11 protein-coding genes and 1 tRNA gene are annotated in these 12506 nt (G+C 36.9%); 3 read left to right on the top strand and 9 right to left on the bottom strand.

The features are described from left to right. Positions 1 to 50 precede the first annotated feature (50 nt). The 9 genes from phoU to Y7E_RS0108235 form a co-directional block, all read right to left on the bottom strand. Complete coding sequence (gene phoU, locus Y7E_RS0108280) at positions 51 to 707, bottom strand: phosphate signaling complex protein PhoU (RefSeq protein WP_017150809.1); 657 nt, start codon at positions 705 to 707, stop codon at positions 51 to 53. A 325-nt stretch (positions 708 to 1032) separates the two neighbouring features. Beyond that, positions 1033 to 1848, bottom strand: coding sequence for a phosphate ABC transporter ATP-binding protein (pstB, locus tag Y7E_RS0108270; protein WP_017150807.1), 816 nt, complete (start codon positions 1846 to 1848; stop codon positions 1033 to 1035). 21 nt (positions 1849 to 1869) lie between these two features. Next, a complete protein-coding gene (gene pstA, locus Y7E_RS0108265; protein WP_017150806.1) occupies positions 1870 to 2736 on the bottom strand; it encodes a phosphate ABC transporter permease PstA in 867 nt (288 codons plus the stop codon). Position 2737: 1 nt separating this feature from the next. Beyond that, on the bottom strand, positions 2738 to 3688 hold the full coding sequence (gene pstC, locus Y7E_RS0108260; protein WP_017150805.1) for a phosphate ABC transporter permease subunit PstC: 951 nt from the start codon (positions 3686 to 3688) through the stop codon (positions 2738 to 2740). A 27-nt stretch (positions 3689 to 3715) separates the two neighbouring features. Next, positions 3716 to 4633, bottom strand: a complete 918-nt coding sequence (locus Y7E_RS0108255) for a PstS family phosphate ABC transporter substrate-binding protein (RefSeq protein WP_017150804.1) — start codon at positions 4631 to 4633, stop codon at positions 3716 to 3718. A 315-nt stretch (positions 4634 to 4948) separates the two neighbouring features. Next, positions 4949 to 7051, bottom strand: coding sequence for a peptidoglycan D,D-transpeptidase FtsI family protein (locus Y7E_RS0108250; RefSeq protein WP_017150803.1), 2103 nt, complete (start codon positions 7049 to 7051; stop codon positions 4949 to 4951). Positions 7052 to 7160: 109 nt separating this feature from the next. After that, positions 7161 to 8438, bottom strand: a complete 1278-nt coding sequence (locus Y7E_RS0108245) for an MFS transporter (RefSeq protein ID WP_017150802.1) — start codon at positions 8436 to 8438, stop codon at positions 7161 to 7163. A 136-nt stretch (positions 8439 to 8574) separates the two neighbouring features. Then, positions 8575 to 9186 (bottom strand): superoxide dismutase [Mn], encoded by a 612-nt coding sequence (sodA, locus tag Y7E_RS0108240; RefSeq protein ID WP_017150801.1) that lies wholly within the window; start codon positions 9184 to 9186, stop codon positions 8575 to 8577. A gap of 225 nt (positions 9187 to 9411) precedes the next feature. Next, positions 9412 to 9485: transfer RNA gene (locus Y7E_RS0108235), tRNA-Ile, on the bottom strand. Between the two features lie 507 nt (positions 9486 to 9992). Between Y7E_RS0108235 and Y7E_RS0108230 the strand changes: the two genes are divergently transcribed. The 3 genes from Y7E_RS0108230 to ispG all read left to right on the top strand — a co-directional run bounded on the left by Y7E_RS0108230 (position 9993) and on the right by ispG (position 12440). Then, a complete protein-coding gene (locus Y7E_RS0108230) occupies positions 9993 to 10760 on the top strand; it encodes a DUF1189 domain-containing protein (RefSeq protein ID WP_017150800.1) in 768 nt (255 codons plus the stop codon). A 64-nt stretch (positions 10761 to 10824) separates the two neighbouring features. Beyond that, positions 10825 to 11172, top strand: a complete 348-nt coding sequence (locus tag Y7E_RS0108225) for a hypothetical protein (RefSeq protein ID WP_017150799.1) — start codon at positions 10825 to 10827, stop codon at positions 11170 to 11172. Between the two features lie 164 nt (positions 11173 to 11336). Then, positions 11337 to 12440 (top strand): flavodoxin-dependent (E)-4-hydroxy-3-methylbut-2-enyl-diphosphate synthase, encoded by a 1104-nt coding sequence (ispG, locus tag Y7E_RS0108220; protein ID WP_161603953.1) that lies wholly within the window; start codon positions 11337 to 11339, stop codon positions 12438 to 12440. Positions 12441 to 12506: the final 66 nt, after the last annotated feature.

Here is a 12506-nt window from a genome sequence, read left to right as displayed (position 1 = left end):
TTTTGACTAAAAAAGCAAGTGATATTCCATCACTTGCTAGCCTTTTTCTCTTATTCATTTAATAAATAATGCTTCCCTTTCACTAAATAAAAAACATTCTCGGCAATATTCGTAATGTGATCTGCTACACGTTCAATGTAACGTGCAATAAAAGATAATTGTGTAATTTGCGTAATCACTTCAGGATGTTCAGGGATAGATGAAATAAACTCACGAATTGCTCTCCCATATATTTCATCAACAGAATCATCCATCTCTGCAATTTGTTTTGCAAAAGTTAAATTTTCTTCTTGATATGCTTCTAGCGATAACTTTAACATATTCGCGGCAATCGTAAACATTTGCTCTAGGCTCTGCAAGTTGACAGATATATCTTTTTCTCCAAGCCGAATTGTTGATTTAGCAATATTTACAGCATGATCTGCAATACGTTCTAAATCTGTTGCTGTTTTAATCGAAACAAAAATTCTTCGTAAATCACTCGCAACAGGTTGCTGCTTTGTAATTAACATAAGTGCAAGGTCATTAATTTCTTCTTCTAAATTATCCATGCGGTAATCACCATCAATGACTTCTAGCGCTATCTCTACCTCTCTCTTCCGAAGCCCTTCCATAGAGCGAAAAAGAGCTTCTCTTGCCAATTCTCCAAGTTCAATTACCTTTTGCTGCAGTGTTTGTAAATCATAATGAAATTGCTCCCTTATCACATTGTTTCCTCCTTTAGCTGTTACATATATGAAAACTCCCGCCACTTAGCTCCTTTGGATCTTGAAGTAGGGGGTTCTCATGTGTCTTCTCTAACAGATGCTTAACACGAGTGGAGTTGACACAGCTGCCTGATAGCACAACCTCTCTATTCCATTGACAAATGCCTTTGAAACTATTTTTTAGTATATTGCACAAATCGTTCAAGAATGCAGTTACTAGCAATTCAGCTCCCCCTCAGCACAGTCCCTGAGGGGGAATTTTCTTACTTGATTTTTAATAAAGTGATAAAAGCCCCTTGCAAAGAGGCCTTTACGCTCAAAAATATTAACCAAATCGTCCTGTAATATAATCTTCTGTTCGTTTATCTGTAGGAGTAGTAAATAATTTGTTTGTATCTGTATATTCAACAACCTCACCACTTAAGAAGAAAGCTGTCTTATCAGAGATACGTGCCGCTTGTTGCATATTATGCGTTACAATTACAATACTAAAATCTTTCTTTAACTCTTGAATTAATTCTTCAACTTTTAATGTAGAGATCGGATCCAATGCTGATGTCGGTTCATCCATTAAGATTACATCTGGCTCAATCGCTAAACAACGTGCGATACATAAACGCTGTTGTTGCCCACCAGACAAACCATATGCATTATCATGTAATCGATCTTTTAATTCATCCCAAATCGCCGCACCACGTAAACTTTTTTCAACAATTTCATCAAGTGTCTTCTTATCACGAATACCATGAATCTTTGGGCCATAAGCAACATTTTCATAGATAGATTTCGGAAATGGATTCGGCTTTTGGAATACCATTCCAACATGCGTACGTAATTCTTCAACAGGATATGACTTATCAAAAATATTTCGATCCCGATATTCAATCACTCCCGTTGTGCGAACAATAGGTACTAGCTCTACCATACGGTTTAACGTTTTTAAATATGTTGATTTCCCGCAACCACTTGGTCCAATAATTGCCGTTACTTCATTCTCATGAATACTCAAATTCACGTCTTTTAATGCATGATCTTCTCCATACCATAAGTTTAAATTCTTTGTATCGAATACAACTTTCTTCGCTGCTGACTCAATTTTCATTTCATTTTTCACCTGTACATTTACTACTGTTGCTACCATTTTGAATTCCCCTTTCATCCACTACTTACGATTTCGTAACCATAAGACAACTGCATTCATAATGAGCAACAATCCTAATAAAACGATCATACCGGCTGCTGCTACATGCTGAAACTCCTCTTGTGGTCTACTCATCCAATTAAAAATTTGAATCGGTAAAACTGTAAATCTATCAAGCATGTTAAATGGGATATAATTAGCAAAAGCAAGCGCCCCAATGACTAATAGCGGTGCCGCCTCCCCAATTGCCCTTGATAAAGCCAAAACACATCCCGTTAAAATTCCTGGCAAGGCAGTTGGCAATACAATCTGATACATCGTCTGCCATTTTGTAGCACCAGCGCCATACGAGGCTTCTAACAGAGAATCTGGCACCATACGAATTGCTTCTTGACTCGACACAACAACAGTCGGTAATACAAGAAGACTCATTGTAAATGCCGCTGTTACTATACTCTCCCCTAACTGAAGACCATAGACAAAAATGGTTAGACCAAGCAATCCAAACACAACAGATGGCACACCCGCTAATGTTTGAATATTTAATTCTACGATTCTTGTAAATATAGATTGCTTTGCATAATGTTCTAAATAAAGAGCTGTACCTACCCCAAATACAAAGGAAACTGGTACTACTATACTCATAAATAAAATTGTCCCTGACAATGCAGCGGCAATACCAGCTTGCTTTGGATTACGCGAAGCAAAGTTCATAAAAAAATCTATTGAAAGATAACTTGCACCTTTTTCAAAGATTTGATAAAGCAATAAAACTAGTATGCAAATAGAAAATAGCATTGTCATATAAGAAATCGATTTATATATTTGATCCTTCCAAAAACGCGACGCCATATTTTCTTTTATTTTCTTTTGATTCAGCATTCGCATCTTATATCGCCTTTCTAAAACGACGCATAATCTGCTGTGAAATCATATTCATCATGAATGTAAACATAAGTAACGTCGCACCTACAGCGTACATACTATAGTATGCAAGCGTTCCATGAGGCGCATCACCCAAGCTTACTTGCACAATATAAGCCGTTAACGTTTGAACGGAATGCGTCGGATCTATCGATACATTTGGGGTTGAACCTCCAGCAATGACAACAATCATTGTTTCACCAATTGCACGTGAAGCCGCTAATAGAATTGCAGCCATAATACCGGTAAACGCAGCTGGAAATACAACCTTTCGCACAGTTTCAAAACGAGTAGCGCCTAGCCCAAGTGAAGCTTCTTTTATACCTTTCGATACAGCTCCCATCGCATCTTCAGAAAGAGAAGCAATTGTCGGAACCATCATAATCCCTATAACAATCCCTGGACTAATCGCATTAAAAAACTGTAAATCTGGAATGATACGTTGCAGGGCTGGTGTAACAATCGTTAAAGCAAAAAAACCATATACAATTGTTGGAATGCCTGCTAGTAGTTCTAAAATGGGCTTTAACACTTTTCTAACAAAGTGTGAAGCATATTCATTTAAAAATATGGCACACCCTAGTCCAATCGGAATAGCTACTATCATAGCGATTGTTGTTACAAGTACGGTCCCACATACAAGAGGCAATATTCCAAACTTAGGCTCTTCAAAAAATGGTAACCATTCTTTTTCAGTGAAAAAAGAATACATTGGTATTTCACGAAAAAACATAATCGTTTCATTCGCTAGCGTAACAATAATGCCGATTGTCGTTATAATAGATACGCTAGCAATTGCCTTTAATAGTAACGGAACCATTCGATTGATTCGCTGCGTTTTTTTTCTTTTGATTGTATTTCTTTCAATCAAATGTTGCACAGAAAATGTAATTTGATTTTTGTCATTTCGGGCCAAAGATGAAAACCCCTTTCCATCCTGACATTATCTTTTTATTTCTGTTAACATTCGCAGCTGTTCACTATATTTCTTTTGTGGCAACTTAACATATCCGACTTCTTCCGCAAGCCTGCCTGCATGTTGCATCATAAATGTTACATACTCTGCCACACTGCTTTTATTTCGAATAGAAGCATGATTTACATAAGTAAATAGCGGCCTTGACAATGGCTTATAAACACCAGATTGAATGGTTTCTTTCGTTGGTCGTACACCATTTACTTTTATGGCTTTTACCTTATCCTGATTTGCCATATAGTACGCATATCCCACAAATGCAATTGCATTTTTATCATTCATTACCCCTTGCATAATGACTTGATCGTCTTCAGATAAAGAAACTGTTTTTGCAAGACGTTTATTTTGCAAGACAACACTTTGAAAATAATCATACGTACCGGAATCAACACCTGGCGCATAAAATTGCACCTTTTCATGCGGCCATTTCGGATGAATATGTGACCATCGTTTCGTTTTTCCATTTTCACTCCATAATAGACGCAATTCTTCTATCGTCATATTATCTGCCCATGTATTTTGACGATTCACAATGATTGTGAGGCCATCATAAGCAATTTCAAATGGTGTAAACTGGATGGAGTTTTTTCTCATAAAGTCTTTTTCTACTGGTTTCACCTTGCGTGAAGCATTATTAATATCTACTTCACCTTTTCCAAACCGATGAAATCCTCCTCCTGTCCCAGATATACTAATAGAAATTTTTACACGTGGGTCTTTTTTTGTGTATTCTTCCGCTATCGCTTCCATAATAGGAAAGACGGTTGAGGATCCATCAACTCTCACTTCCCTCACATCATTAGTAGCGGATGTAGTAGACACATACGAAAATATAAAGCATGTCGATATTACTAAAATCTTGATACATTTTCTTGTCCACTTCACGTGTTGCTCCTCCTAGAAGTATCCCGAAGTAACAGGATTACAAATATAAGAATACTGCCGAACTATTAATTCGGTTTTAATAATTTGTAAAAGTTTTGTAAAGTTCAACATAATGTGGAGGAATACGATGTTTCTTTCTCATTTTCACTTCTTTTCTCCAACGTAGATATATGACCGGTCATACTATGAGAGAATCCATTTTTCAACACCCTATTTTGCATATATGATATGCTCGTCCACCATTACTACACTCTATGCATAAAATATAAAAAAAGCACACTATCTTTTGAGATAGTGTGCCAAATTTACATATTTTTATTCTTTTTCCTCTTTTGCATCTTTTGGCGCTTCACCTGTTACTTCTTGTTTTTTCAAATCAAAGTAAGCGTCCATAATTTCGCGACTAATGTACCCATTAATTCCTGTTTTATCATCATGTACCCATGGAACAACAACAGAGAATGCTACCTCTGGGTTATCAAGCGGTGCGTAACCTACTAACGTTAAATTATAAACTTGTACACGCTCGCCGTTTGCTTTTTTCCCACTTTCTTTGTCACCGCCATATACAGTTTGAGCCGTTCCGGTTTTTCCGGCCGCTGTATATTTTGCTCCTGTAAAGTATTTCGCACCCGTACCACCAGATTCGTTAAACACTTGTCTAAAGCCTTCTTGAATTCGTTTAATTTGATTCTCCGGCATATCAATGCGGTTTAACACTTTCGGTTCCATTGATTGAATGACTTTTCCAACTTCATCTGGTTTCGCTGTTGGCTGGCGAATCTCCTTTACAACTTGTGGTTGCATACGATAACCGCCGTTTGCAATAGTAGATACATATTGTGCAAGCTGAAGCGGTGTGTAGTTATCATACTGTCCAATCGATAAGTCTAATAAGAAACCAGGTGTATATTCTGAACCTCTCAGTCCTGCTGATTCATTTGGCAAGTCAATACCTGTTTTCACTCCAAGACCGAACTGACCAAAGTAATAACGCATATCGTCAAATGCCTTTTTCTTAATATCTAATGTGCCACCTCGAACATATGGCACTCCTGCAATATTCATCGCCGTTTTAAACATATATACGTTAGAAGACATTTTCAAAGCAGTCAGGTCATTAATGTACCCCATCGTTTTCCAAGAAGATTTGATTGGTGTACCTTTTAATTTTATCGGTTCATCCAATAATGTCGTTCCAGGCGTAATGGCTCCTGTTTGATACCCAGTTAATAATGTTGCACCTTTTACAGTTGAACCCATCGGATAAGAACTAGTCATCGTTCCTAATGCAAAGTCTTGCACCTTTGTTTCTCCATCTTCTTCCACAAGTTGTTTTCCAGCCATGGATAACACTTCACCATTTTTGGGATTCATCATCACAACAAACGCACGATCTAAAAGTGGTTCTGAACCTTTGAATTTCATTAAATTCTTCGCAAGAATTTCTTCGACACGCTTTTGCAGTTCCATGTCAATTGTTAAATTTAGATCGTTCCCTCGTTGTCCTTTCGAAACATTTATCGTTTCCAAAATGTTACCATCTTTATCCGTAACATTTCTCGTTTCTGCCTTCGTACCATGAAGCGCATCTTCATATTGCTGTTCAAGATAACTTTTCCCAACACGATCGTTACGGTTATAATCCCTAACAAGGAAATAATCCAATCGCTCTTTCGGCAATCCTTCATCTGAGCTTGTTACCCCGCCAAGTACACTGCGGAACATATCATCATAAGTATATTTACGTTCCCAATCAACTGTTGTATCGATACCCGGTAACAATGCTAAGTTCTCACTAATGATTGCATATTCTTCTGGCGTTACATCTTTTTTTACAATTTGCGGCGTCATTGCATATCCGCCGTCCATTTTACTCTTTATTGCAAGTATTTCTAAATCTTCCGCTGTTAATTGATTTATTTCTGCCTCTGTCACGCGATTACGCTGACGCTCTGCAATTTCTTTATCATCAATTTTTTTCTCTTTTAATTCAGCTCGATCTTTCTTTGTAATTTTTGCTTTCGCTTCCTCTTCATGTAAAGAAAGCCAATAATCTTTTTTATCACGTTCTGTTAATTTATCTGGAGATACTTCAATTAGCTGCGCAAGTTTTTTCGCTGTTTCTAAACGCTCCTCCGAAGTCGACCCCTTCATTCTTGTAAACGTAATCGTACGAACCGGGTTATTATCCACAACAGCTCGACCATACCTATCAAAGATTTTTCCGCGTGGAACCGGATTACTTACTGTTGCGTTTTCTTTTTTTTCAACCTCATTTTTATAATCCTCACCATGTACAATTTGTACCATTCCAAGCTTCACAATGATCGCTGAAAACATTAAAAACACACAAAAAAACAACACGTTAAGCCGAAACGGAACGTGGGTCTTCTTTTTTTTCTTCTTTTTACTCATACGAACCCCCTCTACCAACAGCTATGTAATAGGAAAGGGACACCTTGTTATAGGTGTCCTCACTGCTGTTTTACATGTCTTTTTATTCTAGCATAAAACACGGAAGAAGTTAACCTTCTCGTTCAGTATGATTTTGAGTTGTTTCAGGCGCTGGAATCCTTGTTTTATTTGGATTCCCCTCCCCGTATTTGACATTTCTAACAGCAAAATAAATAAGTAAATGTCCAGCTCCGAGAATACATAATAAAACAGGTAAGCTTTTTTCTGGTGAAAAAAATGATACCGCACATAAAAAACTTAAAATGGAGCATATTCTCCCGCCGTTCAGCCATAGCTCTCGTACAACAATATACTCCACACGCCACTCTCTCGCCTGCCTTGCTCTTCCAATTACATCATATGTCATAGAACCATATGGAACGAGTAAAATTGGATAGGCAATGGCGATACACGCTGCATAAATGAGTAGTTTTACATATGTAACATGAAAAATAACTAAAAATACAACGACATACAAAATAATTCCACCAAGTAAAATCGCTTTTTTTCTCCATTCCTTTTTTAATATACGCGCAACAAAATAGTAGCATATAAAGGATACAGCTGAATTGACTAAACTATACTTTCCTAGCCCAAATTCACTTCCTGATGCTAAATAGACGTATACAGAAATAACAAAAACGAACGTTCCTTCTCTCAATCCTTGAAAAAAGTGTGCTCGGGTAATCCTTCCCCAGTTTTTATCAATCTTACGTTCTTTCAAAACTTGAACAATTTCATAGCGCCCTTCACATTCTCTTTTTGATAAAAAGAAACTTATGACAACAGCAACTGCAAATAAAGTTAGGGAAAGAAAAAAGATAACCGTATAACCGGTCCACTTCTCCATACGCGAAATCGTATACCCCGCTGCTATTGGCCCAATCATTCCAGAGAAGGATGTTAGCAGACCGAGAAAGCCGTTAAAAAAATCACGTGTTTCAGGCTCTGTAATTTCAAACGTCAACAAATTAAATGCCAGCCAATAAAAACCATATCCAATTCCTAGAAGACCACCAAGTAATAAAATATAATGTGAAGCATGCGTTCCCGCGAGTAAAACAACAATAAAAAAAGTCGCTAATGTTCCTACACCGATTCGCAGTAAAATGGCACGATCTATCCGCTTTGCCAGTTTTCCTGCAAAAAGAAATGTTAATGGTTGCAATACAACGCTTGCCAAATTATACAATCCAAGGTTCAAATAGTTTTGCGTTTGTTTCCATAAATAAATGTTAACAAACGTGTTGGACAAAGAAATCGCGAGCGTGTATAATCCCCCCATAACAAGTAACAATACTAAATCACGATTCACCTCGACATCGCCAATTACATGTTTCCACTTCATAGATAACTCTCCTTTACTTCATGTTCTAGTCTTCCAAAGACCGACGCAATTATGTAAAAGAAAGCATACAAAAAAGCTAGGAGAATATTCCCCTAGCTTCTTCAATATCGACTGACACAAAACGGAATAAGCGATATTATTTAGCTTCTTGGTAACGTTTTTCAGCTGCGTTCCAGTCTACAACGTTCCAGAATGCACCGATGTAGTCAGGACGACGGTTTTGGTAATGTAAGTAGTAAGCATGTTCCCAAACGTCTAAACCGATAACTGGAGTTTTACCTTCTGTTAAAGGTGAATCTTGGTTTGGAGTGCTTGTTACTTCTAGCTCACCATTGTTTACTACTAACCAAGCCCAACCAGAACCGAAGCGAGTTGCACCAGCTTTTGCGAATTCTGCTTTGAATGCATCAAAGCTACCGAATTTCGCTTCAATTGCAGCTGCAAGTTCACCTACTGGTTGTCCACCACCGTTTGGAGATAGAATTGTCCAGAAGAAAGTATGGTTCGCATGTCCGCCACCATTGTTACGTACTGCAGTACGAATTGCTTCTGGTACTTCATTTAAGTTTGCAACTAATTCTTCAACACTTTTGTCAGCTAGTTCTGCATGACCTTCTAACGCAGCATTTAAGTTTGTTACGTAAGTGTTGTGGTGTTTTGTATGATGGATGTTCATTGTTTCTTTATCAAAGTGAGGTTCTAAAGCATCATACGCATAAGGTAAATTTGGTAATTCATGTTTTGCCATTGTTACATTCCTCCCATTTTATGTATTGCCAAAATAAATTGGCATACAACTTCATTTTACCCTAATTGCCATAGGGTGAAAACAAATTAAATCACATTTTCTTGCTATCATTAACGTAGCAAAATCCCCATTTCTTTTCAAACAAAATGCTCATACATTTCGTAAAAAAAAGCTTCCTTCTACAAGGAAGCTTCTCGTCTACATGATAAACATGCGAAATGGATATGGACCCTGTAGGACTCGAACCTACGACCGGACGGTTATGAGCCGTCTGCTCTAACCAGCTGAGCTAAGGGTCCAGAATTATGTATACAGCGGTGACTGAAATTCAGATTCATCACCAAGTCTCCACAGAACATTCATAAAAGCTGCAAACTGCGAGACATATCGATTAAGAAAGGTAAGATAAATTTACCATATAAAAAAGAAAAGTGTCAATTGTATTTTTACCTTCCTCCTCTCACTAATGGTTAACTCTCACCAATTCCACTGTTACTGGCAGTTTACCTTTTTTGCTTTCCGTTATATCTTAAAACAAGATTTTACTGCAAGTGAATCATTAACAAAGATTTTTTATCCCGCATTAACGGGCAGTAAGCCCCCGATTCGTGAGGGCTAATAATCAGTGGAGGATGAAGAAAACTTCCACTGATTAAAATTTCACTTTATATAGCAAGTCCTCTATACAATCCAATTATGGAGTATTAACTTTATTTCACGCGATATAGCTTGTGATTCTCTAGATTCTTACGTTACAATGATTTTATGCATCAACCTATCATACATATAGCAAAGGAAGTGAATATATGTCCATATTTACCCAACTAGTAAAAAGTTTGTATTCACCAAAAGACATGGCGCTTTTTCGTTTTCAAAAAATGGGGAAAACGATTCTATATATCATGTTATTGTGTTTACTTGCGACGATCCCAAAAACTTTTACATTTGGAAACTTCGTACAAGATGTCGTATCTTCTGTACATCAATCAATTGAAAAAGATCTCCCAGATTTTAAAATTGAGAATGGCGAGCTTCATGCTGACATCAAAGAACCTATTATAAAAGAAGATGGAGATTTTATTTTCGTATTTGACCCTAATGCAACAGATACGAATGCATATACAAATAAACAAGGTGTATTCGTCTTAAAAGATAAAGTCGTATCTATTAATAACAATCAAACACAAAGTCAAGCTTACAGTGACTTCGGCAATGGGACATTTGAGAAAAAAGATATCCAAGGCATTGTATCAGCCGTTGATAATATCTATCCATTCCTCATGTTTGGTGTTGGAATAGCCATTTACTTGTTCCAATTATTTATTTCGTTCCTAGGCACAACCATTTTAGCCTTTGTCGGTTCAACAATGGTTGGTCAACGAAAGGTATCTTACAAACAAGTTTGGACATTAACAGCTTACAGCTATACAATTCCAACCATTTTCTTTATGATTATGAATTTATTAAACATAAATGTGCCAGGAACATTTCTTCTGTACACTGCCATCATTTTAATTGTTCTGTACTTAACAATTAAAGAAATACCAAAACCTAAAGAAAAACACGAACTATAAAAAATGCCATTTTGGCATTTTTTTTTTGGACAAGCATATATTTCCTAACAAAGGAGTGAGGAATATGAAGAGACTTAGTGCATTCTTACTTGTGCTTGTTCTCGGTTACGTGTTTTATTACGATATAAAAATTGGTACTTTACCAATGTTAAGTTCATACAAAAAAACAACAGCTGTCCAAACTGTAAAAAAAGAAAATGTTGAGACAAAAGCAAAAAAAGAAACAGATGCACAGTATAAAGCGATTGAAGTAAAAACAGGAGACACTGTTTTATCTATTACAGAAGCGATTAATAAGAAAAAAGTTCCTTCTATTGAAACTGTAATCGATGATTTTAAACAATTAAATAAAAATACACCTTCTACAAAAATTCAAATCGGAAAATCTTACAAATTCCCGTTATATCAATGAACCATCACTTAATCCTTGTCAATTACATAAAGGCGCTGATACAATAGTAAAAGCGAAACCGAGCATATAGGTTTCTATTGCTTCATATCACATATACTATATTTGATATGAAGGGCAAAATAAGAAACTTCTTTTATAAGGAGAGCGATCTATTCGTGAATGAAATGACTCATCGTACAAAAACACGTCCTGTTAAAGTCGGTAATTTAACAATTGGCGGTAATAATGAATTAATTATACAAAGTATGACAACAACAAAAACGCATGATGTAGAAGCAACTGTTGCTGAAATCAAACGTTTAGAAGAAGCAGGTTGTCAAATTGTCCGCGTTGCTGTTCCAGACGAACGCGCAGCAAATGCTATTGCTGATATTAAAAAACAAATTAACATCCCACTTGTTGCCGATATTCACTTTGATTATCGTCTTGCTTTAAAAGCAATTGAAGGCGGCATTGATAAAGTACGTATCAACCCAGGAAACATTGGGCGCCGCCATAAAGTAGAAGCGGTTGTAAATGCTGCAAAAGAACGCGGTATTCCAATTCGTATTGGTGTAAATGCTGGTTCATTAGAACGTCATATTTTAGAAAAATATGGATACCCTACTGCAGATGGTATGGTTGAAAGTGCACTGCATCATATTAAAATTTTAGAGGACTTAGATTTCCATGATATTATCGTGTCAATGAAAGCCTCTGATGTTAACTTAGCAATTGAAGCTTATGAAAAAGCAGCTCGTGCTTTTGATTACCCATTACACTTAGGTATTACAGAATCCGGAACACTATTTGCCGGCACTGTAAAAAGTGCTGCCGGTCTTGGAGCAATCTTAAGTAAAGGTATCGGAAATACACTTCGTATTTCATTAAGTGCTGATCCAGTGGAAGAAGTAAAAGTTGCTCGCGAATTGTTAAAATCATTCGGTCTTGCATCGAACGCTGCGACGCTTATTTCTTGTCCAACATGCGGTCGTATTGAAATTGACCTTATCAGTATTGCAAATGAAGTAGAAGAATACATCTCTACACTGAAAGTACCAATTAAAGTTGCTGTACTTGGCTGCGCTGTAAACGGTCCTGGTGAAGCTCGTGAAGCTGATATCGGTATTGCTGGCGCACGCGGAGAAGGTTTATTATTCCGTAAAGGAAAAGTCGTTCGTAAAGTACCGGAAGAAACAATGGTAGAAGAACTCAAAAAAGAAATTGATGTAATTGCTGCTGAAATGGCTGCAAATCAAGAAAAAGAAAAAGAAAAACAAGAGCAATAATAAAAAACGGCTGTCTGGATGTTACCAGATAGCCGTTTTTATTATATGTTTGTAAGAAAACTAAAA

Origin of the sequence: Bacillus bingmayongensis (assembly GCF_000299035.1) — a bacterium.
Lineage (GTDB): Bacteria > Bacillota > Bacilli > Bacillales > Bacillaceae_G > Bacillus_A > Bacillus_A bingmayongensis.
This window is presented reverse-complemented; position numbering and strand designations above follow the sequence as displayed.

Excerpts from the sequence above, each read along its gene's own strand:
- sodA (WP_017150801.1), bottom strand. The coding sequence starts at position 9,186 with ATGGCAAAACATGAATTACCAAATTTACCTTATGCGTATGATGCTTTA.
- Y7E_RS0108250 (WP_017150803.1), bottom strand. The coding sequence starts at position 7,051 with ATGAGTAAAAAGAAGAAAAAAAAGAAGACCCACGTTCCGTTTCGGCTT.
- ispG (WP_161603953.1), top strand. The coding sequence starts at position 11,337 with ATGACTCATCGTACAAAAACACGTCCTGTTAAAGTCGGTAATTTAACA.
- pstA (WP_017150806.1), bottom strand. The coding sequence starts at position 2,736 with ATGCGAATGCTGAATCAAAAGAAAATAAAAGAAAATATGGCGTCGCGT.
- Y7E_RS0108245 (WP_017150802.1), bottom strand. The coding sequence starts at position 8,438 with ATGAAGTGGAAACATGTAATTGGCGATGTCGAGGTGAATCGTGATTTA.
- Y7E_RS0108225 (WP_017150799.1), top strand. The coding sequence starts at position 10,825 with ATGAAGAGACTTAGTGCATTCTTACTTGTGCTTGTTCTCGGTTACGTG.
- pstB (WP_017150807.1), bottom strand. The coding sequence starts at position 1,848 with ATGGTAGCAACAGTAGTAAATGTACAGGTGAAAAATGAAATGAAAATT.
- Y7E_RS0108230 (WP_017150800.1), top strand. The coding sequence starts at position 9,993 with ATGTCCATATTTACCCAACTAGTAAAAAGTTTGTATTCACCAAAAGAC.